Source organism: Hydrogenophaga sp. BPS33, from assembly GCF_009859475.1.
In the GTDB taxonomy this organism is placed as follows: Bacteria; Pseudomonadota; Gammaproteobacteria; order Burkholderiales; family Burkholderiaceae_C; genus Hydrogenophaga.
The window spans coordinates 246331-267366 of record NZ_CP044549.1; the positions used below are offsets into that span (position 1 = coordinate 246331).

Annotated in this window: 22 protein-coding genes; 8 read left to right on the forward strand and 14 right to left on the reverse strand. The window is 67.3% G+C overall.

Annotated elements, in window-relative coordinates; all coding sequences use genetic code 11:
* Positions 1-9 precede the first annotated feature (9 nt).
* From rsmG to F9K07_RS01170, 5 genes are all read left to right on the forward strand, one after another.
* The gene (gene rsmG, locus F9K07_RS01150) at positions 10-687 is read left to right on the forward strand and encodes a 16S rRNA (guanine(527)-N(7))-methyltransferase RsmG (protein WP_159588566.1); all 678 of its coding nucleotides are present in this window, start codon (positions 10-12) and stop codon (positions 685-687) included.
* 101 nt (positions 688-788) lie between these two features.
* Positions 789-1403: a LysE family transporter gene (locus F9K07_RS01155; RefSeq protein WP_159588569.1), complete on the forward strand. Its 615-nt coding sequence runs from the start codon at positions 789-791 to the stop codon at positions 1401-1403.
* 12 nt (positions 1404-1415) lie between these two features.
* Positions 1416-2186: a ParA family protein gene (locus F9K07_RS01160; RefSeq protein ID WP_159588571.1), complete on the forward strand. Its 771-nt coding sequence runs from the start codon at positions 1416-1418 to the stop codon at positions 2184-2186.
* A gap of 12 nt (positions 2187-2198) precedes the next feature.
* Complete coding sequence (locus F9K07_RS01165; RefSeq protein WP_159588573.1) at positions 2199-2738, forward strand: RBBP9/YdeN family alpha/beta hydrolase; 540 nt, start codon at positions 2199-2201, stop codon at positions 2736-2738.
* Between the two features lie 27 nt (positions 2739-2765).
* The gene (locus tag F9K07_RS01170; protein WP_159588575.1) at positions 2766-3686 is read left to right on the forward strand and encodes a ParB/RepB/Spo0J family partition protein; all 921 of its coding nucleotides are present in this window, start codon (positions 2766-2768) and stop codon (positions 3684-3686) included.
* A gap of 6 nt (positions 3687-3692) precedes the next feature.
* Here the strand turns inward: F9K07_RS01170 and F9K07_RS01175 are convergent, their stop codons facing one another.
* The 3 genes from F9K07_RS01175 to F9K07_RS01185 all read right to left on the reverse strand — a co-directional run bounded on the left by F9K07_RS01175 (position 3693) and on the right by F9K07_RS01185 (position 6433).
* Positions 3693-4685 carry a hypothetical protein gene (locus tag F9K07_RS01175; RefSeq protein ID WP_159588577.1) on the reverse strand — a complete coding sequence of 331 codons (993 nt, stop codon included), beginning with the start codon at positions 4683-4685 and terminating at the stop codon, positions 3693-3695.
* Between the two features lie 7 nt (positions 4686-4692).
* On the reverse strand, positions 4693-6117 hold the full coding sequence (locus tag F9K07_RS01180; RefSeq protein ID WP_159588579.1) for an FAD-binding oxidoreductase: 1425 nt from the start codon (positions 6115-6117) through the stop codon (positions 4693-4695).
* Positions 6118-6205: 88 nt separating this feature from the next.
* Positions 6206-6433, reverse strand: a complete 228-nt coding sequence (locus F9K07_RS01185; protein ID WP_159588581.1) for a hypothetical protein — start codon at positions 6431-6433, stop codon at positions 6206-6208.
* Positions 6434-6658: 225 nt separating this feature from the next.
* On the opposite strand from F9K07_RS01185, the gene F9K07_RS01190 reads away from it, so the two are divergent.
* The gene (locus F9K07_RS01190; RefSeq protein ID WP_159588583.1) at positions 6659-7225 is read left to right on the forward strand and encodes a cob(I)yrinic acid a,c-diamide adenosyltransferase; all 567 of its coding nucleotides are present in this window, start codon (positions 6659-6661) and stop codon (positions 7223-7225) included.
* The gene (locus tag F9K07_RS01195; RefSeq protein WP_159588585.1) at positions 7222-7596 is read left to right on the forward strand and encodes a hypothetical protein; all 375 of its coding nucleotides are present in this window, start codon (positions 7222-7224) and stop codon (positions 7594-7596) included. The genes F9K07_RS01190 and F9K07_RS01195 overlap by 4 nt, the downstream gene beginning before the upstream one ends.
* On the opposite strand, the gene F9K07_RS01200 is transcribed toward F9K07_RS01195, so the two are convergent.
* Positions 7597-9885: a heavy metal translocating P-type ATPase gene (locus tag F9K07_RS01200; RefSeq protein ID WP_236581770.1), complete on the reverse strand. Its 2289-nt coding sequence runs from the start codon at positions 9883-9885 to the stop codon at positions 7597-7599.
* Between the two features lie 84 nt (positions 9886-9969).
* A complete protein-coding gene (locus F9K07_RS01205) occupies positions 9970-10392 on the reverse strand; it encodes a hotdog fold thioesterase (RefSeq protein ID WP_159588587.1) in 423 nt (140 codons plus the stop codon).
* Between the two features lie 114 nt (positions 10393-10506).
* Between F9K07_RS01205 and F9K07_RS01210 the strand changes: the two genes are divergently transcribed.
* A complete protein-coding gene (locus tag F9K07_RS01210; RefSeq protein WP_159588589.1) occupies positions 10507-11796 on the forward strand; it encodes an AsmA-like C-terminal region-containing protein in 1290 nt (429 codons plus the stop codon).
* 4 nt (positions 11797-11800) lie between these two features.
* On the opposite strand, the gene F9K07_RS01215 is transcribed toward F9K07_RS01210, so the two are convergent.
* From F9K07_RS01215 to F9K07_RS01255, 9 genes are all read right to left on the reverse strand, one after another.
* Positions 11801-13102, reverse strand: coding sequence for a solute carrier family 23 protein (locus tag F9K07_RS01215; RefSeq protein WP_159596768.1), 1302 nt, complete (start codon positions 13100-13102; stop codon positions 11801-11803).
* 127 nt (positions 13103-13229) lie between these two features.
* Positions 13230-14555, reverse strand: coding sequence for a fumarylacetoacetase (gene fahA, locus F9K07_RS01220; protein WP_159596769.1), 1326 nt, complete (start codon positions 14553-14555; stop codon positions 13230-13232).
* A 5-nt stretch (positions 14556-14560) separates the two neighbouring features.
* Positions 14561-15361: a cyclase family protein gene (locus tag F9K07_RS01225; protein WP_159588591.1), complete on the reverse strand. Its 801-nt coding sequence runs from the start codon at positions 15359-15361 to the stop codon at positions 14561-14563.
* 20 nt (positions 15362-15381) lie between these two features.
* Positions 15382-16110 (reverse strand): glutathione S-transferase family protein, encoded by a 729-nt coding sequence (locus F9K07_RS01230; protein WP_159588593.1) that lies wholly within the window; start codon positions 16108-16110, stop codon positions 15382-15384.
* 22 nt (positions 16111-16132) lie between these two features.
* The gene (locus tag F9K07_RS01235; protein ID WP_159588595.1) at positions 16133-17191 is read right to left on the reverse strand and encodes an SMP-30/gluconolactonase/LRE family protein; all 1059 of its coding nucleotides are present in this window, start codon (positions 17189-17191) and stop codon (positions 16133-16135) included.
* Entirely contained in the window at positions 17188-18510 is a 1323-nt protein-coding gene (locus F9K07_RS01240) for a TRAP transporter large permease (RefSeq protein ID WP_159588597.1), read from the reverse strand. The genes F9K07_RS01235 and F9K07_RS01240 overlap by 4 nt, the downstream gene beginning before the upstream one ends.
* A 22-nt stretch (positions 18511-18532) precedes the next feature.
* On the reverse strand, positions 18533-19129 hold the full coding sequence (locus F9K07_RS01245; protein ID WP_159588599.1) for a TRAP transporter small permease subunit: 597 nt from the start codon (positions 19127-19129) through the stop codon (positions 18533-18535).
* A 1-nt stretch (position 19130) separates the two neighbouring features.
* Positions 19131-20198: a C4-dicarboxylate TRAP transporter substrate-binding protein gene (locus F9K07_RS01250; RefSeq protein ID WP_159588601.1), complete on the reverse strand. Its 1068-nt coding sequence runs from the start codon at positions 20196-20198 to the stop codon at positions 19131-19133.
* Positions 20195-20944, reverse strand: coding sequence for a TetR/AcrR family transcriptional regulator (locus F9K07_RS01255; protein ID WP_159588603.1), 750 nt, complete (start codon positions 20942-20944; stop codon positions 20195-20197). Before F9K07_RS01255 ends, F9K07_RS01250 begins: the two co-directional genes overlap by 4 nt.
* Positions 20945-21036: the final 92 nt, after the last annotated feature.

Genomic DNA, 21036 nt, shown 5'->3' on the forward strand with positions numbered 1-21036 from the left:
GGTGGTCCAGTGAGCGATCTGCGCCAAACGCTGCAGGCGGGCCTGCGGCAGCTTCAGCTGGGGCTGGACGACCGCCAGGTCGACCTCCTGCTCGACTACCTGGGTTTGTTGCAGAAGTGGAACAAGGTCTACAACCTCACGGCCGTGCGCGATCCGGCTGAGATGATGACCCACCACCTGCTCGACAGCCTGGCCGCCATCGGCCCCCTGCAGCGCCAGACGCAGGGCAGGGCACTGCAGCTGCTGGATGTTGGCTCGGGTGGCGGTTTGCCGGGCGTGGTGATCGCCATCGCCTGCCCGGAAATTCAAGTGACCTGCGTGGACACGGTGGCCAAGAAGGCGGCCTTCATCCAGCAGGCAGCGGCCACGCTCAAGCTGCCGAACCTGCACGGCCTGCATGCCCGGGTGGAAAGTCTCAATGCGCTCTCGGGCCAGGCGTACGACGTGATCTGCTCACGCGCATTTGCTTCGCTCGTGGACTTCATCCACTGGTCGCGCTCGGCGCTCAACCCCGACGGCGGCCTGTGGTTGGCCATGAAGGGCAAGTACCCGGCGGAGGAGCTCGCCGCCCTCAAGGCCGAGGGGCCGACGGTGGATGTGTTTCACGTGGAACAACTCGTGGTGCCTGGCCTGGAGGCCGAACGCTGCATCGTCTGGATGCGATCGGCGGCCGGCGTCGGGGCTTGAAAGCCCGGCCGCTCAGCTTCTCTGCGCGAAACGACGGAGAGGGTGGCGGAGAGGGTAGAGCCCTCACGTAAACTCGACCCCTCACTTCACGAGGTTCCACCATGTTCGGCATCGCAGATTACGGCGCTTTTGTGGTCGCCATTCTTGTCTTTCTGGCCATTCCGGGGCCGGGCAATCTGGCGCTGATCACTTCCACCGGCAAGGGTGGCATTCGAGGTGGCCTGGCTGCGACCTTCGGTGTGATCGCGGGTGACCAGGTGCTGATGTGGTTGGCCGTTGCCGGCGTGGCGGCGCTGCTGTCGGCCTACCCGGCTGCGTTCAGCGCGGTGCAGTGGCTGGGTGCGGCCTATCTGGCCTGGTTGGGCTGGAAAATGCTGAGTGCCAAACCCGGCGCCGCGCCCGTGCTCAACATCCGCCCCCGCCAGTACTTCCAGCAGGCGGCCTTCATCACCTTGCTCAACCCCAAGGCAATCGTGTTTTACATGGCCTTCTTCCCGCTGTTCGTGGACCCGGCCCGTCACCAGGGCCTGTTCACCTTCGGTGCGATGGCGCTGACCGTGGCGTTCCTGACTTTTCTCTATGGCCTGACCGCCGTGCTGTTGACCCACTTCCTGGCCGCGCGCATGCGCGCCAACCCCATCATCGGCCGCACCCTGGAAAAGCTGGCGGGCGTCTTCCTCATCGGCTTCGGCGTCAAGCTGGCCCTCTCCAAATAAGACAGACGCACGATGGCCAAAATCTTTTGTGTCGCCAACCAGAAAGGCGGCGTTGGCAAGACCACCACCACGGTCAACCTCGCCGCGGGCCTGGCCAAAGTGGGGCAGCGGGTGCTGATGGTGGATCTCGATCCGCAGGGCAATGCCACCATGGGCTCTGCCGTGGACAAGCGGAAGATGGAGCTGTCGGTCTATGACGTGCTGCTGGAGTCCGCCTCGATCGCCGAAGCGGCGGTGTTTTCCGAGAAGTGCGGCTACCACGTGCTCGGTGCCAACCGCGAACTGGCGGGGGCGGAGGTGGAGTTGGTGGAGGTGGAGCGGCGTGAAAAACGCCTGAAGACCGCGCTGGCCGAGGTGGCCGACCACTACGACTTCGTGCTGATCGACTGTCCACCGTCCTTGAGCATGCTGACCCTCAACGGCCTGTGCGCCGCGCACGGCGTGGTCGTGCCCATGCAGTGCGAGTACTTTGCGCTGGAAGGGCTGACCGACCTGGTCAACACCATCAAGCAGGTGCACGCCAACCTCAACAAGGATCTGGCCATCATCGGCCTGTTGCGCGTCATGTTCGATCCGCGCATCACCCTGCAGCAGCAAGTGAGCGACCAGCTCAAGGCCCACTTCGGCGACAAGGTGTTCAACACCGTGATTCCGCGCAACGTGCGCCTGGCCGAAGCCCCCAGCTATGGCCTGCCCGGTGTGGTGTTCGACCCATCGGCCCGGGGCAGCCAGGCCTTCGTGGCCTTCGCCGAGGAAATGGTCGAACGCATCCAGAAGATGTAGGGCGTGTTTCACGTGAAACCTGAAAACGTCCTCATCCTGCCCGGGTGGCAGAACAGCGGCCCCGAACACTGGCAGAGCCGCTGGGAAGCCACTCACGGTTACCGCCGCGTGGACCAGCACGACTGGATGAGCCCCAAGCGCGGCGACTGGATTGCGCGTCTCGAAGACGTGCTGCTCGGCTGCGACGGGCCTGCGGTGCTCGTGGCGCACAGCCTGGGCTGCCTGCTCACGGCCGCTTGGGCTTCTCATTCGCAGAACACCGCCCGCGTGAAGGCCGCCCTGTTGGTGGCACCGGGAGACGCGGAGCGCGAAGAGCTGCAACCCCTGCTGCCGAGTTGGTCCCCCATCCCCCTCGGGCGCCTGCCGTTTCCCAGCGTCCTCATGGGCAGCCGCAACGATCCGTACTGCAGCTTCGAGCGCGCACAGACGTTCGCCACCGCCTGGGGTTCGCGCTTCGTGGACCTGGGCGATGCCGGCCACATCAACGCCGAGACCGGCCTGGGCGACTGGCCGGCCGGCCACGCGGTGCTGGCCGGGCTCTTTCATCTCTGATCCGAATTTTTGAAAGCAACACGACCCATGGTCACCAAAAAACCCAAGGGCCTCGGCCGCGGACTCGAAGCCCTGCTGGGCCCCAAGGTGGAAGAAGCCGCCGCCACGCCCGGCGCGGTGGAAGGCGCGCCAAGCACGCTGGCCGTGAGCGAACTGGTCGCCGGCATGTACCAGCCGCGCACGCGCATGGACGAGGGCGCTCTGTACGAATTGGCCGAGTCCATCAAGGCCCAGGGTGTGATGCAGCCGATTCTGGTGCGCAAGCTCATCGACGGCGAAAACGCGGGCAAGTACGAAATCATCGCCGGCGAGCGCCGCTTCCGCGCTTCGAAGCTGGCCGGCCTGGACTCGGTGCCGGTGCTCGTGCGCGATGTGCCCAACGAGTCCGCCGCCGCCATGGCCTTGATCGAGAACATCCAGCGCGAGGATCTCAATCCCCTGGAAGAGGCGCACGGCCTGCAACGTTTGGTAAAAGAGTTTGGGCTCACTCACGAACAGGCCGCGCAGGCCGTGGGCCGCTCGCGCAGCGCCGCCAGCAACCTGCTGCGCCTGCTGCAGTTGGCCGAGCCGGTGCAGACCATGTTGATGGCCGGCGACCTTGATATGGGCCACGCCCGTGCCTTGCTCGCGCTGGACAAGGCCAGCCAGATCACGGCCGGCAACCAGATCTCGGCCAAGAAGATGTCGGTGCGAGAAGCCGAGAGCCTGGTGAAGAAGCTGGGTGCCGAATTCGCGCTGGCACCGCAAAAGCTCAAGAAGGAAAAGTCGCGCGACACCCGCCGCGTGGAAGAGGAGCTGGCCGATTTGCTGATGGCCGAGGTCGAGGTGCGGGTGAAGAAGCGCGTGAAGCGCCACGGCCGTGTGGAAGAGATGGGCGAGTTGGCGATCCAGTTCGGCTCGCTGGATGAACTCAACGGGCTGATCGACAAGTTGCGCGGCGGGCGCTGATCAGCCTCAATCGCGGTTGCGGCGCTCGTCGCCGCGGTTGTTGTTGTGGTTGCCGCGTCCGCGCTCGTCTTCGAACCGCCGCGGCCCGGGCGATCCCCGGTCCGGGCCCTGTTGCGGCTGCATGGGCTCCGCGCGCATGGGTGCTTGCCGTTGGGGTGGTGGCTGCTGGCGCTGAAAGTCCGGTGGTCTGGGCTGCTGCCACTGGGGTGCTTGCCTTGGCTCGGGCGCAGCAGGCCGCTCGGAGGGTCGGGCCCGGCGCTGCTCGGGTTCGAAGGGGCGCATGGGTGGCTGCACGTCGCGCCGATCGACGCGGGGTTCGGGCCGCTCCATGGGCATGGGCGGGCGCTCGTTGCGCTCGGGCCGGCGCACATCCTCCCGCTGCGGTGGCCTGCCTTGCATCGGTGGTGCCGGCTGTGGGGCGGGCTGTGGTGCGGGAGCAGCGAGCTGCGCCCGCACGGTTGGGTTGCGGGGTTGGTAGCGGTAGTGCTCGCCGCGGATGCGGTCCTGCTCCCCGGCCTGCGGGTAGCGGCTTTGCGGGTATCCGCGCTGGTAGTCCGGCAGGGGCGCCGGGGCGGGCGCCTTGGCGCGGTCCCAGCGGTTCCAGCCGTCGCGGCGTTGCGACCAGTCGTGCCCCCAGTGCTCGCCCCAACGCGGTGGCGCGTCGGCCCGCCAGCGCGTGAAATACAGGGGGGGATGGCGGTAGTAGCGCACCGGCACGCGCAGCAGGTAGACCGGCACATAGAGCGGCGCCATGATCTGCCACGGCCCGTTGTACCAACTGCTGTAGTACCAGGTGTCGTCCCAGAAGACCCAGTACAAGCCGTCGTAGAAGAAGACGTTGCCCGGCGCGTCGGGCGCGTAGTAGACCGGGTAGCCCGGCACGCGCTGCAGTTGGGGGTACACCGGCAGCTGGATGCCGATGTTGACGAAAACCTGGGCCTGCGCGGCGGGAGGGGCCTGCAGCATCAGGAGGGGAAGGGCAAGGAGCAGGTGGCGCATGGCGGCCTCAGAGTGCGAAGATCTTCCCCGGGTTCAGGATGTTGTCCGGATCGAGTGCTCGCTTGATGGTGCGCATCATGTCCACCGCGCCGGTGCCGGCCTCGGTCACCAGAAAGCCCATCTTGTGCAGTCCCACGCCGTGTTCGCCGGTGCAGGTGCCTTCCAGGCGCAGGGCGCGCGCCACCAGCTTGTGGTTCAGCTCTTCGGCAAGGGTGTGTTCTTCCCGTTTGCTGGGGTCGATCAGATAGCCGAAGTGGAAGTTGCCGTCGCCCACGTGGCCGACGAGAAAGTAGGGCAAGCCCGACGCATCCGCCTCGGCCACCGAGTCGAGCAGGCAGTCGGCCAGGCGCGAGATCGGCACGCAGGTGTCGGTGGAGATCGCGCGGCAGCCCGGCTTGCTCTGGATGGCGGCGAAGTAGGCGTTGTGCCGCGCGGTCCACAGGCGCGTGCGTTCCTCGGGGGTGTCGGCCCATTCGAAGGCGTTGCCGCCGAAGTCGTTGGCGATCTCCTGCACGGTCTCGGCCTGTTCCTTCACGCTGGCGGGTGAGCCGTGGAATTCCATCAGCAGCATGTGTTCTTCGCGCAGGCCCAGCTTGCTGTGCGCGTTGACCATGCGCACGCTGTGGCGGTCGACCAGTTCGCAGCGCGCGATCGGCACACCGAGCTGGATCACCTGGATCACGGTGCGCACGGCGGCCTCGATCGTCGGGAACGAGCAGGTCGCCGCCGAAATGGCCTCGGGCAGGGGGTAGAGCTTGAGCGTGACCTCGGTGATCACCCCCAGCGTGCCTTCGCTGCCCACCATCAAGCGCGTGAGGTCGTAGCCCGCGCTGCTTTTCTTCGCGCGCGAGCCGGTGCGGATGACCTCGCCCTGCGCGGTGACCACTTCGAGCGCCAGCACGTTCTCGCGCATGGTGCCGTAGCGCACGGCGTTCGTGCCACTGGCGCGCGTGGCGCACATGCCGCCGATGGAGGCGTCCGCGCCCGGGTCGATCGGGAAGAACAGGCCTTCGCTTTTCACCGCCTCGTTGACCGCCTTGCGCGTCATGCCGGGCTGCACCGTCACGGTGAGGTCTTCGGCGTTGATGGACAGCACCTGGCCCATGCGGCTCACGTCGATGCTGATGCCGCCCTGCACCGCGAGCAGGTGGCCTTCGAGCGACGAGCCCACGCCGAAGGGAATGACCGGCACGCGGTGCTGGGCGGCGAGTTTCACCGCATCGGCCACGTCCTGGGTGCTCTCGGCGAACACCACCGCCGCCGGCGGCGGTACTTCGTAGATGGATTCGTCGCGGCCGTGCTGTTCGCGCACCACCATCGCCGTGGAGCATTGCGCGCCGAACCGGTGCTGCAGCGCGGTCAGAAATTCGGCCGGGACAGGGCGTTGATGGACCTCGGGCGCCAGGTGGCTGTGGGCGGTGGGTGCGTTCATGGGCGTGTCTCCGGTCGCGGCAGGCTGTGGGGAAATCCGCCGGCCAGTTTACGCCGGGGGCCCTGCCGCGGCCATCCCATCGACCCGATCAGCGCCGCGGGGTGTTGACGATCACATCGCGCGACAAGGCCACGGGCTGGGAAGCGTCCGCCAGCCGTGCCGGGGTGAACGACTTGATCGCCTGCCGCGTTGGCGGGGCCACCTGCACATGGGCGATGCCGGCCAGTCCCAGCGCGCACGCGGCCATCAACTTCACGCTGCGCCGCTCGAAGTCGGAGATGGACAAAGGGGACTTGAGGCGGAATCGGGACGGCATCGGTGGATCTCCTGCGCTATCGGAATGAAAGACGAGCCCGCATTACCGCCCGGTTCGCGCACGCAGGCCAGCGCTTTTGCCAGCCGTTGCGCTCTTCAAAAGACCTTTGCCTCAGACACATTTCCCTGCATGTCGTTACGGGCGCGGGCGGTCGAGGACAATCGGTGCCGCTCGACCTCTTTTGTTCCATTCCATTCATTTCAGAGCGCCAGAAGGAGACAGACCATGGGCAACCGACTCACCCAGATCGCCACCCGCACCGGCGACGCCGGCACCACCGGCCTGGGCGACAACACCCGCGTCTCCAAGGACAGCCTGCGCGTGCACGCCATGGGCGATGTGGACGAACTCAACTCGCACATCGGCCTGCTGCTGTGCGAGGACATTCCCGATGGCGTGCGCCAGCTGCTGGTGGAGATCCAGCACCAGTTGTTCAACCTCGGCGGAGAGCTCTCCATCCCCGGTTTCGAACTGCTCAAGCCCGAGGCCGTGCTCGCACTCGATCAGGCGCTGGCCACCCACAACGAAACCTTGCCGCGCCTGCAGGAGTTCATCCTGCCCGCCGGCAACCGCGCCGCCAGCCAGGCGCATGTGTGCCGCACCGTGGCGCGCCGCGCCGAGCGCGCCGTGGTCGCGCTGGACAAGGCGGAAACTCTGAAAGAGACGCCGCGCCAATACCTCAACCGCCTGAGCGATCTCATGTTCGTGCTCGCGCGCGTGCTCAACCGCATGAACGGTGGCGACGACGTGTACTGGAAGAGCGAGCGCCTGGCCAAGGCGGACGCATCATGAGGCGGACCGGGCTGGCGTGGCTGCTCGTGTCCGCCACCGTGGTGGCCGCGCCAGCCTTTGCGCAGGGCAAGAACAAGAAGGCAGAGAAGACCGACAAGAACGAGAAGGGCGGCGAGGTGACGCTGGTGTGCGAGGCGGCGTACCAGCCCGCGCGCACCACCTGGACGCGCACGGTCCACATCGGCTACGACAAGAAGCGCGTGACCAGCGTGAAGATCGACGGCGTGCCGGTGTTCACCTTCTCGGTCGACGGCACCGTCATCCGCACCGCCATCGACAACGAACGCATCCAGATCGATACCGCGGCACAAAGCTGGTCCAGCGACTTTCGCGGGCAGGCGACGGCGCAGGGGCGTTGCGAGCGCAGTTGATCACGCGCCCGAACGGTGCCGCAGCAGGCGCAGCCCGTTGAACACCACCAGCAGGCTGCCGCCCATGTCGGCGAACACGGCCATCCACAGCGTGGCCTGACCCATCACCGCCAGGGTGAGGAACACCACCTTGATGCCGAGTGCGAGCGCGATGTTCTGCCACAGCACGCTGCGCGTGGCGCGCGAGAGGCGGATGAACTCGGCCAGCTTGCGCGGGTCGTCGTCCATCAGCGCAATGTCGGCGGTTTCGATCGCGGTGTCGGTGCCCGCCGCGCCCATGGCGAAGCCGATGTGGGCCTTGGCCAGCGCGGGCGCATCGTTGATGCCGTCGCCCACCATGCCCACCACCGCGCCGTTGGCCGCGAGCGCTTCAATGGCCTTGAGCTTGTCCTGCGGCAGCAGCTCGCTGCGCACGTCCTCGATGCCCACCTGTTGCGCGATCGCTTCGGCCGTGTGGCGGTTGTCGCCCGTCAGCATGATGGGTTGAACGCCCAGCGCCTTGAGTTGCCGCACGGCCTGTGCGCTTTCGGGCCGCACCTGGTCGGCGATGGCGAAGATGCCGATGGCCTGCTCGCCACGCACCAGCACCACCGCCGTCTTGCCTTGCACTTCCAGCGCATCGAGCTGCGCTTCGAGTGCGGGTGTGCACGCACCCGACTCCTCCAGCAGACGGTGGTTGCCGAGGCGGTAGCGCTCACCCGCCATGAAGCCCTCGATGCCGCGCCCTTGCAGCGCCGTGAAACCGCTGACGTCCAGCGCCGATGCCGCTGCCGCTGCCGCGCCGCGCGCTGTGATGGCCTTGGACACGGGGTGATCGCTGCGGCCCGCGAGCGCCAGGGCGCGCGCGAGCATGTCGCGCTCATCGCCTTGCAAGGTCAGCACGTCCGTGACCACCGGCTTGCCCTGGGTGAGCGTGCCGGTCTTGTCCAAGGCGATGGCCTTGAGGCGATGGCCTTGCTCCAGGTACAAACCGCCTTTGATCAGGATGCCGCGCTGCGCCGCCGCGGTCAGGCCCGAGACCACCGAGATCGGCGTGGACAACACCAGCGCGCAGGGGCAGGCGATGACCAGCAGCACCAGCGCGCGGTACACCCAGGTCATCCAGTCCGCGCCCATCAGCAACGGTGGGAGCACCGCCATGGCGATGGCCACCGCGAACACGACCGGTGTGTAAATGCGCGCGAAGGTATCGACAAAACGCTGCGTGGGCGCGCGCGTGGCCTGGGCTTCCTGCACGGCGCGGATGATGCGCGCCAACGTAGAGTCGTTGGCCAGCGCGCTGCTGCGGTACAGCAGTTCGCCGTTCTGGTTGATGGTGCCGGCAAAGAGTTTGTCGCCCACGGCCTTGTCGACCGGCACGCTCTCGCCGGTGATGGCCGCCTGGTCCACGGCGGACGTGCCAGACTCGACCGTGCCGTCGAGCGCGATGCGCTCGCCCGGGCGCACGCGCACCAGGGCGCCCAGGGCCACGGACTTCGCCGGCATGCTGTGCCACGTGTCGCCTTGCTGCACGGTGGCAGTTTCGGGCGCCATCGACATCAGGCCTTCCACCGCGCGCCGGGCGCGGTCGAGCGACTTGTCCTCGATCATCTCGGCGATGGCGAACAGCACCATCACCATGGCTGCCTCGGGCCACTGGCCGAGGATGCCCGCGCCGGTCACGGCCACGGTCATCAGGGCGTTGATGTTGAGGTTGAAATGGCGCAGCGCGGTCAGGCCCTTGCGGTAGGTGTCCACGCCGGCCAGGGCGATGGCGGCGAGTGCCAGCGCCACGGTCGGCCAGGCGGAGTCGCCCAGCGACAGCGCCACCACTTCGGCGCCCAGTGCCAGCGCACCGCCCAGGGCTAGGCGCCAAGTCGGTACTTCGGCGGCGTGGCTGGCGGCGTGGTCGTCGTTGTCGTCACCGTGATCGTGATCGTGATCGCCGTGGTCTTCGTGCGTCACGGCCGATGCCGCTGGAGAGGCACGCGCCGCGGGCGCCGACCCCACGGCCTTGATGCCGATCGCGCCCAGGCCTTTGCCATGGGCTGGCGCTGCACCACCACCCAGGCGGACCTCGAAGCCCGAGCGCTCGGCCGCCGCGATCAGCTCGGGCTCGGGCACCGCGTCGTGCTGCACGCGCACCGAACGCCGGATGAAGTCGGGCGACACGTCGCGCACGCCGCCCAGGCGGCGCAATTCCTTTTCCACTGCGTTGAATTCCGCCGCACAGCACATGCTGGGCACGTGCAACCAGGTGGAGCCGGCCGGGGTGGAGGAAGCGAGGGCAGGGTTTTGTTGGGAGTCCATGGTCCGCATTACAGACCCTGAAGCAGCTACAAGGTCAAGCCGCCGCGCCTCAAGGCCCTGCCGGCGGGTGCGGCTTTCTCCGGCCTATCTGGGGGCCAGCACCGCCATCGTGATGCGCGAAACGCAGGTCAGTTCGCCCGCGTCGTTCGTCAGATCGATCTGCCACACCTGCGTGGTGCGGCCCACGTGCACCGGGCGCGTCACCCCAGTCACCCAGCCGGCGGTGGCCCCCTTGAGGTGGTTGGCGTTGATGTCCAGCCCCACCGCCCGGTGTCCTTCGGGGCAGCTGTAGGCGGCGCCACACGAGCCCAGTGTTTCCGCCAGCACCACGCTCACGCCCCCGTGCAGCAAGCCATAGGGCTGCTTGGTGCGCTTGTCCACCGGAATGCGCGCGCGGATGAAGTCCGGGCCGACCTCGAGGAATTCGATGCCGAGGTGCTGCACGGCGGTATCGTGGTGGATGGCGGTGAGTTCTTCCACCGAGATGGGTTTTTTCCAGACGGACAAGGTGATGCTCCTGTGAGTGATGCCGCCACTATAGGAAATCTCCGAAGCCCCGCGCGGCCTGCGCCTACAAGGCAGGCGGGGCCGGGCCGGCAAGATGCCGCCTGGAGCCAAACCATGAAAACCGCCGCACGCCGCTGGGCCATCGCCGCGACCGCCCTGCTGGGGGTGCTGGTCGTCGGGGCCTGGCTGCTCGCGCGTTCCTATGTGCCCAGCAACGAGGAGCTTGCGCGCCGCGTGGAAAGCGAGTTCGAAGCGCGCATGGGGCAAGCCCTGGTGGTTCGAGAGGCCCGCTGGCGCGTGCGCGGCACGCCCGTGATCGAGCTGCGGGATGTGCACACGGTGCAGCCGGGCGAGGCCGGGATTCGCGCGAAACGTCTCGCCATCTATCCGCAGCTCCTGCCTCTGCTGGACAAACGCCTGGTGATCGACCGCCTGGAGGTCGACGGGGCCGACGTGCCGCGCCAGGCGCTGGCCGCCTACCGCAACAAGCTGCAGGACGCCCACGACGACCAGAGCGCCAGCGTGGTGCTGCGCCACCTGGCCTTCAAGGACCTGACCTACACCTCGTACAGCGGCGTGCCGCTGCGCTACGACGGTGACGTCACCTTCAACGAGACCGATCGGCTGCCACAACATGTGTCGCTGCGCCGCTCCGATGCGCGCACGCCCGCGACGTTGGAGGCCACGCGCGATGGCAAGTCCGACGACGGTGCCGATGTCTACCGGCTGCAACTGCAGGCCGGTGGGGGCACGGCACGTGGGCAAGCGCGGCTGGCCACTTCGAAGGGGGGACGCATGACCCTGACCGGTGAACTCACACCGCGCCAGGTGGAGATCCAGGCCCTGCTGGAGAGCTTCGAGCGCCGCTCGGTCGTCGGTGGCAGGGCGTCGGGCGAGACCACATTGCGCGCCGAGGGCGACACGGTGGGCGAGCTGTTCCGTTCGCTGCGCACGCGCAGCACCTTGCAGGTAGAGGGTGCGCGGCTGCTGCGCGTCGATCTGGACAAGGCCATCAAGTCGCTGGGCGAGGACCGCACGGGTGAGACGCCGCTGGACCGCCTGAGCGGCGTCATGGTCACGCAAAACACGGCGCAAGGCCTCAAGACCAGCTTCACCCAGGTGGAGGCGGTGGCGGGCAGCTACAGCGCGAGCGGTGAAGCCACTCTGTACCGCCGGCAGATCCAGGCCAAAGGCCGGCTGGAGGCGGCGGGCGGCGTGGTCGATGTGCCCTTCTCGGCGCACGGGCCCACGCGCGATCCAACGTTCGAGATGGCCTGGGGCTCGATTGCGGGCGCGGCCATTGGCACGGCCGTGCTGCCAGGTATCGGCACCTTCATCGGCGCGAAGATCGGTGGCGCGGTCAGCGAGCCGCCACCGATTCCGCCGGCGCGCGAGCGCCGGTGAGCGATCAGGCTTTGTCGCGGGAGGATGCCCCGCCACGGTTGAGCAACGCGTACAGGATGATCGCGCCGAAGGTCGCGGTACCGATGCCGCCCAGGGCGAAGCCGCCGAACTTCAGCGTGTAGTCGCCCGTGCCCAGGATCAGCGTGATCGCCGCCACGAGCAGGTTCTTGTTGTCGGAGAAATCGACCTTGTTGTCGACCCAGATCTTCGCGCCCGCGATCGCGATCAAACCGAACACCACGATGGACACGCCGCCCATCACGGCCAGCGGAATGGCCTGGATCAGCGCGCCGAACTTGGGCGAGAAGCCGAGCAGGATCGCCATCAGGCCGGCGACGAAGAAGATCGCGGTGGAATAGATCTTGGTCGCGGCCATCACGCCGATGTTCTCGGCGTAGGTGGTCACGCCGGTGCCACCCGCGCTGCCGGCCACCATGGTGGCCACGCCATCGCCGATGAAAGCTCGGCCCATGTACTGGTCCAGGTTGCGACCGGTCATCGCGGTCACGGCCTTGATGTGGCCGAGGTTCTCTGCCACCAGGATGATGGCCACCGGCGCGATCAGCAGCATGGCGTTGGCCTGGAACACCAGCGCGCTGAAGTTCGGCATGCCGAACCACGCGGCGCTGGCAATGCCCGAGAGGTCCAGCGGCTTGCCCATGCCCAGACCGTTGGTGAGCACGGCGTAGACGATGCTCGCGATGATCAGGCCCATGAGGATGAGCAGGCGTTGCAGCATGCCGCGCGTGAACACGGCCACCAGCGCCACGCAGACGAAGGTGATGCCCTGCATCCACGCATCGAAGCCAGTGGGCGCCATGTTCTTGATCGGGATGCCGGCCAGGTTCAGGCCGATCACCGCCACCACCGCGCCGGTGACCACCGGCGGCATGAAGCGCTCGATCCAGCCCGTGCCCACGGCCTGCACGACCACGCCGATGAGGGTGTAGACCAGGCCGCAGGCGATGATGCCGCCCAGGGCCACGCCCAGGTTGGCGTTGGGCCCCGGGCCTGCGTAGCCGCTGGCCGCGATCACCACGCCGATGAAGGCGAAGCTCGAGCCCAGGTAGCTCGGCACCTTGCCGCCGGTGACGATGAAGAAGATCAGCGTGCCGATGCCGCTCATGAGGATGGCGACGTTCGGATCGAAGCCCATCAGGATGGGGGCGAGCACGGTGGCGCCGAACATGGCGATCAGGTGCTGCACGCCCATCACCGCGGTCTGCGGCCAGGGCAATCGTTCATCGGGTGCGATCACGCCGCCGTTGGCGAGCGTGGCGGCGTTCTTCTCGGTCCAGCTGAACATGCCCATGCGAGCTTCTCCTCGTTGTTGTGTCGGTTTTCAGGCGCGGTTGCGCCGGCGGGCATTGTGCCCGCAAAGCCCGCAAAACGATGTCCCGCGAGAAGCGGGACGGCCTGTTCAGGCGCCGATCTCAGGAACCGATGGCCGGCAGCACCTCACCCCGGCTTTCCCCAAAGCCGATGCGCGCCGCGCCCGGCTTCTCGCACCAGCCGCGCAGGATCACCGTGTCGCCGTCTTCCAGGAAACGCCGCGCGCCGCCGATGCCCGGCAGGGGCACGTCGCGCGTGCCGCCGGCGCTGAGTTCCACGATCGCGCCCGCTTCGGACGGCGTGGGGCCGGAGATGGTGCCCGTGCCCAGCAGGTCGCCGGACTGCAGGTTGCAGCCGTTCACCGTGTGTTGCGCCAGCATCTGCGCGATGGTCCAGTACTGGTGCTTGAAGCTCGTGGCCGAGAGCCGGTCGGCGGCGACGCCGCGTGTGCGGTGTTCGCGCGATTCGAGCCGCACTTCGAGTTGCACGTCCACGCCGCCTTGCGCGCTGTTGGCCGGGCTGTCGAGGTAGGCCAGCGGCTGTGGCTCGTCGGCCGGGTGGGCGAAGGGCACGCGGTAGGGCGCCAGCGCTTCCATCGTCACGATCCAGGGCGAGACCGTGGTGCAGAAGTTCTTGCCCAGGAAAGGCCCGAGCGGATCCATTTCCCAGAACTGGTGGTCGCGCGCGGACCAGTCGTTGAGCAGGCACATGCCGAAGATGTGCTGCTCGGCTTCGGCCAGCGGAATCGGCGTGCCCATGGCGTTGCCCGGGCCGACGTAGAAGCCCATCTCCAGCTCGTAGTCCAGCCGCTTGCACGCGCCGTACACCGGGGCTTCCATGCCCGGCGCGCGCGCCTGGCCCATGGGGCGGCGAAACGCCGTGCCGCTGATCACCACGCTGGAGGCGCGGCCGTGGTACGCGATCGGGATCCACTGGAAGTTGGGCGTGAGCGGGTTGTCCGGGCGGATCACGCGGCCCACGTTGCGCGCGTGGTGGATCGAGGTGTAGAAGTCGGTGTAGTCGCCGATGCGCGTGGGCACGCGGTGCTCCACCTCGGCCTGCGGCACCAGGCTCTCGCGCAGCGTGGTCACACCAGGACCGCTGGCGCCCGTCTTGAGCAAGTCGAACAGCGCGTGGCGCAATGCCCGCCAAGCGGCAGGGCCCATCGCCAGAAGGTCATTCAACGCATCGCTCGCGCAAGCATTCGCGGCCTGCGCGGCCGTGCCCGAGACGGCATTGCCGCGCGCGACCGCGGCCAGGTCGATCACCTGGTCGCCAATGGCCACGCCACCGCGAAACGCCTCGTTCGATCCCCGGCGGCGGAACACGCCGAAGGGCAGGTTCTGGATCGGAAAGTCCGTGCCCGGCGCGTTGGCCGATTCGAGCCAGCTGCGGGTGTTGGCGTCGTGTGTGTGGTTCAGTTCCATGGTGTTCATGCGGTGAGAGCGTCGTCGAAGATGGCGACCGCGCGCGTCCAGCCAGCGGAGGCGCCGCGGATCTTGTGCGGGAAGCAGGAAATGAAGAAGCCCGTGGGCGGCAGACTCTCCAGGTTGTGCAGCTTCTCGATGTGGCAGTAGCCGATGTCGCGCCCGGCCTTGTGGCCTTCCCAGATCAGGCCGGCGTCCTGTGTGGCGGCGTATTTCTCGGCGGTATAGACGAAGGGCGCGTCCCAGCTCCAGGCGTCGGTGCCGGTCAGGCGCACGCCGCGCTCCAGCAAATACATGGTGGCCTCGTAGCCCATGCCGCAGCCGGCCGAGACGAAGTCGTTGTGGCCATAGCGCGAACCGGCGCGCGTGTTCACCACCACGATCTCCAGCGGCGTGAGCGTGTGGCCGATGCGCGCGAGTTCGGCCTCGACATCGGCGGCGGTCACCACATAGCCGTCGGCGAAGTGGCGAAAGTCCAGCTTCACGCCCGGCTGGAAGCACCACTCCAGCGGCACCTCGTCGATGGTGATGGCCGGCTTCTTCTCGCCCAGCGCCTTGTCCATGGTGCTGTGGAAGTGGTAGGGCGCGTCCAGGTGCGTGCCGTTGTGCGTGGACAGTTGCACCATTTCCACCGCCCAGACGTCGCCGTCGGGCAGGTCTTCCTGTTTCAGGCCGGGGAAGAACGGGGCCATCTGCTCGAACGAGTTCTTGTGGTCGAAGTACTGGATCTTGGGCGCGAACGCGGGCGGGTCGCTCACCACGTCGTTTTCAAGATAGATGGACAGGTCGACGAATTTGCGGGGCATGGGGGGTCCAGAGCGTGGTTTCAGCAGGTGGGGCCGAGGTCCCGTGTGCCGGGGTAGTAGGTGGTGGCGAAGGCGGGGCGCGCCTGCAGCCGTCGGTACCAGTCGGTCACGCGCGGCAGGTCTTTCCATTGGCCTTGCAGCGACAGGTCTTCCATGCGCACGATGCTGGGCATGACGCTGATGTCGGCCAGCGTGAAGCTGTCGTGCGCCAGCCATTCGGTTTTCTCTAGCGCGCGCTCCATGCGCTCAAGCGTGTCGCGCAGGCGGCGCACGGCAGCGTCCACCTCTTCTTGTGGAAAGCCGGTGCGGCCCATCTGGAGGTAAAAGTCGCGCCGCACCGGCAGGCGCTCGGCATGCTCGCGGAATTGCTCGTCGGTGTAGCCGCTGTACTTCATGACGAAATAGGCGTTGAAGGAGGGGTAGCGGATCGATGGCGTGGGCACTTCATCGATGTACTGCCGCCAGGCTCGCATGTGCGCCAGCTCGACCTTGTTGGACGGGCGCAGGGGCCGCTCGGGGAACACGTCTTCCAGGTATTCGTTGATGACCGAGGAGTCCACCACCACGCCGCCGTCGTGGACCAACGTGGGCACGACGCCGTTCGGGTTCAGCTTCAGGTACTCCGGTTTGAGCTGGTCGAAGTTGCTGAAGATCAGGCGGTGGTCCACCCAGTCCAGCTGTTTCTCGGCGAGCGACATGCGCACCTTCTGGCTGCAGGTGGAGATGGGGGCGTTGTAGAGCTCGAGCATGGAAGTCTCCTGTGGGTTGGTCTTAACGTGCAGCGTCCCAGTGCACCATGGGCAGCCCCGCGACTGGGGACTGGAAATACGGGATGCGCGTGCCCAGCAGGCTGCCCAGGTACACCGTGCGCAGGTCGGGCCCGCCGAAGGTGATGCTGGCCATCCAAGGCGCAATGCTCCCGTGCGCGCGCTGCATGTCTTCGGCGCTGGCGGTGCCGTCCTGCATGCGTTGCACCAGTGCACGGGCCGGCTCGCCGTTGCTGTCGTCCAGCAACAGGCGCTTATCGCCTTGCGGCGTGAGGGCGATCAACTGGTCGACCATCACCAGCGTGCACCAGAGGTTGCCGAAGCTGTCGAAGGCGATGCCGTCGGGCGGGCCGCCCAGGTGCGAAGGGCCGAAGACTTCGCGGTCGGTGAGTCGCACGCCCGCAGCGGCGGACTCGTCAAGCCGCATGCGTGTGATGTGAGGGCCGGTGGTCTCGACGATGTAGAGCCATTCCTCGCGCGCATCCAGCCGCACCTCGTTGGTGAAGTGAAAACCCTCGGCCACCACGCGCAGGCCGTGTTCGTCGATCACCGCGATGTAGCCGTCTTTCACGCGGCGCGCGGCGGCGGCGGTCCAGGGGTTCACGCGGGTCGAGACGGTGAGCCAGATGCGGTTGCGCCGGTCGCGCAGCACAAAGTTGACCTTGCCGATGGGCATGCCGTCGATGCGGTCCACCAGGGTGCGGGTGCGGCCGTCGCGTGCCATCACCTCCAGGCAGTCGGTGCCGAAGTTGGAGATCAGGATCTCGCCCTCGGCGTTGAAGGCCAGGCCGTTGGGCAGCGTGCCTTGCGTGAACTTGGTTTCGAATGCCTCGGCGGTGGCCGCGTCGACGCTGGCAAACGCCGTGTCGGCGCGCTGTCCCACGAACCGCTGCGTACCGTCGGCGGCGATGCGCGTCACGCCGCCGCGCGCATCGGCCGCCCATAGCGTGCCGTCGCGCTCGGCCAGGATGCACTCGGGTCGTTGCAGGTCCCGGCCGGCGTAGCGGATTGCCGCGCGGTCCACTACAAAGCCGTCGAGCGGGTTGGGGGCGGGCGCGGTCATTTGAGCAACACCAGGCTGATCTGCGGGAACGCCATCAGCAGCGCGAGCACCGCCAGCATGGTGAGCGTGAACGGCGCGGTGCCGCGGAAGATCTCGCCCAGGCTGATGTCCAGCGTCTTGCCGAGCGTGCTCTTGATGACGTAGATGCTGAGCCCGAACGGCGGTGTGAGCAGCCCGATCTCCACCGCCACCACGGTGACCACGCCGAACCAGATCAGGTTCAGGTCGAACTGCACCGCCAGCGGCAGCATCAGCGGCAACACGATCAGCAGGATCGACGCCGAGTCGATGATGGTGCCCAGCAGGACCACGATCAGCACGTAGATCACCAGGAATGCGACCACGCCGAAGCCGGCGGCCGACATCCATTCCAGCATCGCCTGCGGCGTGCCGCTCATGGCCAGCATGCGGGTGTAGATGTTGGCGCAGATGATCAGGAAACTCACCGACACGGTGACATGGCCGGTCTCGGTCAGCACGCCCCAGAAGCTGCGCAGCGTGAGCTTTCGCCGCATCACGGCGATCACCAGCGCCACCAGCGCGCCGACCGCGCCGGCCTCGGTAGCGGTGAACAGGCCGGTGTAGATGCCGCCCAGGATGGAGCCGATCAGTACCACGATGGGCACGATCTTCTTGACCATCTCGCCCAGCGGCATGAGCTCACCGTCGTCCACCGCCTGCGGCACCGCGTCGCGGTAGACCATGCCCGGGCGCAGGTAGGCCATCGCGACAATGACCAGCGCGTAGGCCACGGCCAGCAGCAAGCCGGGCACGATGCCCGCGGTGAACAGATCGCCCACGGACTGGTCGGACAGAAAGCCGTAGAGGATCATCAGCAGGCTGGGCGGGATCAACATGCCCAGCACCGACGAGCCAGCCACCACCCCGACCGCGAACTTGGGCTCGTAGCCGAAGCGCAGCATCTGCGGCACCGCCACGCGGGTGAACACCGCGGCCGAGGCAATGGAAATACCGGTGATCGCGGCGAACACCGCGTTGGCCGCCACGGTGGCCACGCCCAGGCCGCCGCGGATGCGTCGGAACGCCTGGTTGGCGACCTCGAACGCGTCCTTGCCGACATCGGCGTATGCCACCAGAAAACCGGTGAGCACAAACAGCGGCACCACGCCGAAGATGTGGCTGGCGATGGAGTCGCTCACCGCCTGCGCGAGCAAGTTGGCGGCGATGCCAGCGTCGTCGCGGATCAACCAGACCCCGATGAAGCTGAGCAGCCCGAGGGTGATGGAGACGTGCATGCCGGCGTAGATGAACACCAACATCAACACCAGCGAGCCCAGGGCAATGGTGACGCTGCTCATGGGACGACCTTCCGTGCGGGGCTCATGCCGTGGCTCCCGGTTGGCGGCGGCGGGCCAGGCGGCGCAGATCCATCCACGCCAGCAGCCCGAAGCACAGCGCCGTGGCCGTCAAGCCCACCAGCGTGATCAGACGCACCGGCCACACCGGTGCCTGGAAGTCGCCAATGGCGCCGACGTATTCGCGGATGCGGATCGATTCCACCAGCGGCTCCCAGCTCGCCAGCAGGATGACCACCATCAGCGCCAGGCCCACGGCGTGGAACAGTGCATGCAGTGCATCGTTCAGCGCGGGGCGGGTGCGCTTGAGCCGATCGAGCAGGATGTCGGCGCGTGTGAAGCGGCCGGTGCGCAAGGTGTCGCTCAACTGCAGGAACACGATGCCCACGATGGACAGCGACACCAGCTCGGTGACGCCGCGCACGGGCGCGCTGAGCAGGTTGCGGCCGAACACATCGAGGTTGATCAGCACCATCAGCGCCAGAATCCACAGGGTACCCAGGGCGTTCATGACGCCGAACAGCCGGTGCAGGCCGAAGGGCAGGGCGGCGCCGTAGGAGTCGGACGCGCCCGCTCCTTCGGCAGGCGGCGCATCGGCCTGCCGTACAGGGAGTTCGCTCACGTTATTTGCTCCAGTCGCGTGGCACCTTCGCGCCAGCGCGGATCAGGCCGGCCATGTAGGCATTGAGCACGTCCTGCGCGGGCAGGCCTTTGCTCTGTGCATCGGCGGCCCAGGTCTTGGCCACCGGTGAGAGCGCGTCGGCCCAGCGCTTGCGCTCGGCATCGCTCAGCTCGCTGATCTTGGCGCCGGCCGCGCTCATTTCCTTCATGCGCGCTTCCATCAGCGCGGTCTGCGCCGTGGCGTACTGCGCGGTCCATGCATCGCCGGCCTCGCGGATCGCCTTTTGCACCTCCGGTGGCATGCGGTCGAAGCGGCGCTTGTTGATGGCAATGCCGCCAGCGAACTGGGAGCCGAAGTTGACCTTGGTGATGTAGGGCGCCACCTCGTGCAGTTTGGCCGCTGCGGCGCCCGTGGTGAACACCGCCGCACCGTCGGACACGCCGGACTTGATGTCTTCGTAGTATGAGTTGAGCGTACCGGCCACGCCCACCGCTCCGGTACCGCGGATCCAGTTGGCCGCCGGGCCCGGCGCACTGATCTTCTTGCCGTTGAGATCCTCGTATTTGGTGATCGGGAACTTGGACCAGATGTGGTACGAGTCCAGCGCCATGCCACCCAGGTAGACCAGACCGTTCTTGGTCCAGGCGTCGGCCATGGACGGAATGCTCTTTTGCATGTCCGCGATGGTCTTGCTCACCAGGTCGATGCGGTCGGTGCCGAAGGGCGTGTAGTACGACACGTTCTGCATCGGAAACTTGGCGGCCTCGAACAGCGTGCTGACCACGCCCACATCGGCCACGCCATCGGCCACGCCCTTGGACTCGCCGCCCAACTTCACCAAGGTGCCGCCGTAGGCCTTGGTCCACTCGATCTTGTACTTGCCCCCGGCGGCGGCGAGCTTCTTGTCCACCTCGGGAATGAACACCTCGTCCAGCGTCTTGACCCACAGGAACACCGGTGGATGGCCAGCGGCGGCGGTGAGCTTGATGACCTGCTGCGCCTGCGCGGCGCCAGCCGACAGGGCCAGTGCGGCAAGGAGCAAACAGGGTTTGAGGGCGTGGTTCTTCATGTGCGTCTCCGGGTTGTCGTGGAACGGGTTGTCGTGGAACTGCTTGAACGGGAACGGGGAGGCGGTGCGCCGGTGCCCAGCGTGGCCTGCACGCCGGCGGTGATGAAGCGGATCAGGCGCGCGGTGACGCGCGGGTCGCAGGGCGTGTTCTCACCGTGCGACAGGCGCTCGATGCGCGAGTCGCTCATGTGGTGGATCAGTGCGCCCAAGGCGAACTGGTACGCCCATGCGGCGTCGGCGCGGCTGCTGTTGGGGCAGGCGTCGTGCAGCGCGTCGATGAAGGCGTGCGCCATCGGATCGAAGTAGTCGGCCAGCACGCGGTCGGCGTCGGGCGTGCGGTAAGCGAGTTCGCGCGCGACCAGCAACGCGTAGTACTCGCCCTCGGCGCTGGCCCGCATGCGCATCACCGGTTCGACAAAGGCGCTCACCATGCGCTCCAGGGTCTGCGCGTCGCGCGGGCCGTTGCGGGCTGCGGCGAGCAAGGCCAGGCGCTCGTTCACCGTGTCGCGCCAGTGTTCGAAGATCGCGTGGAAGAGTTCGTGTTTCTGGCCGTAGTAGTAGCCCACCAGCGCCAGTGGCACCGAGGCCTCCTCGGCGATCTGGCGGATGCTCACTGCGTGGTAACCGGACTGCGCGAACAGGCGTTCGGCCGCGAGCAGGATGGCCTGCTTGCGATCGGGGCGTGGCGCCAGCTTGCCACCTTTGGCGCTTCGTGCGGTCTTGGTGGGCGGGTGGGCGCTGGACATGGAGCGGAATGTACGGTTGTACAAAAATATTGGACACCCGTACAAACCCTGAGCTGACAAGACTTGCAATCGGCTCGCTGCGCGATACGCTG

What these genes read in the sequence shown, in the direction of transcription:
- F9K07_RS01155 (WP_159588569.1), top strand. Translation starts at nt 789, where the DNA reads ATGTTCGGCATCGCAGATTACGGCGCTTTTGTGGTCGCCATTCTTGTC.
- F9K07_RS01160 (WP_159588571.1), top strand. Translation starts at nt 1,416, where the DNA reads ATGGCCAAAATCTTTTGTGTCGCCAACCAGAAAGGCGGCGTTGGCAAG.
- F9K07_RS01170 (WP_159588575.1), top strand. Translation starts at nt 2,766, where the DNA reads ATGGTCACCAAAAAACCCAAGGGCCTCGGCCGCGGACTCGAAGCCCTG.
- F9K07_RS01175 (WP_159588577.1), bottom strand. Translation starts at nt 4,685, where the DNA reads ATGCGCCACCTGCTCCTTGCCCTTCCCCTCCTGATGCTGCAGGCCCCT.
- F9K07_RS01180 (WP_159588579.1), bottom strand. Translation starts at nt 6,117, where the DNA reads ATGAACGCACCCACCGCCCACAGCCACCTGGCGCCCGAGGTCCATCAA.
- F9K07_RS01185 (WP_159588581.1), bottom strand. Translation starts at nt 6,433, where the DNA reads ATGCCGTCCCGATTCCGCCTCAAGTCCCCTTTGTCCATCTCCGACTTC.
- F9K07_RS01190 (WP_159588583.1), top strand. Translation starts at nt 6,659, where the DNA reads ATGGGCAACCGACTCACCCAGATCGCCACCCGCACCGGCGACGCCGGC.
- F9K07_RS01195 (WP_159588585.1), top strand. Translation starts at nt 7,222, where the DNA reads ATGAGGCGGACCGGGCTGGCGTGGCTGCTCGTGTCCGCCACCGTGGTG.
- F9K07_RS01200 (WP_236581770.1), bottom strand. Translation starts at nt 9,885, where the DNA reads ATGGACTCCCAACAAAACCCTGCCCTCGCTTCCTCCACCCCGGCCGGC.
- F9K07_RS01210 (WP_159588589.1), top strand. Translation starts at nt 10,507, where the DNA reads ATGAAAACCGCCGCACGCCGCTGGGCCATCGCCGCGACCGCCCTGCTG.
- F9K07_RS01215 (WP_159596768.1), bottom strand. Translation starts at nt 13,102, where the DNA reads ATGTTCAGCTGGACCGAGAAGAACGCCGCCACGCTCGCCAACGGCGGC.
- fahA (WP_159596769.1), bottom strand. Translation starts at nt 14,555, where the DNA reads ATGGAACTGAACCACACACACGACGCCAACACCCGCAGCTGGCTCGAA.
- F9K07_RS01225 (WP_159588591.1), bottom strand. Translation starts at nt 15,361, where the DNA reads ATGCCCCGCAAATTCGTCGACCTGTCCATCTATCTTGAAAACGACGTG.
- F9K07_RS01230 (WP_159588593.1), bottom strand. Translation starts at nt 16,110, where the DNA reads ATGCTCGAGCTCTACAACGCCCCCATCTCCACCTGCAGCCAGAAGGTG.
- F9K07_RS01235 (WP_159588595.1), bottom strand. Translation starts at nt 17,191, where the DNA reads ATGACCGCGCCCGCCCCCAACCCGCTCGACGGCTTTGTAGTGGACCGC.
- F9K07_RS01240 (WP_159588597.1), bottom strand. Translation starts at nt 18,510, where the DNA reads ATGAGCAGCGTCACCATTGCCCTGGGCTCGCTGGTGTTGATGTTGGTG.
- F9K07_RS01250 (WP_159588601.1), bottom strand. Translation starts at nt 20,198, where the DNA reads ATGAAGAACCACGCCCTCAAACCCTGTTTGCTCCTTGCCGCACTGGCC.
- F9K07_RS01255 (WP_159588603.1), bottom strand. Translation starts at nt 20,944, where the DNA reads ATGTCCAGCGCCCACCCGCCCACCAAGACCGCACGAAGCGCCAAAGGT.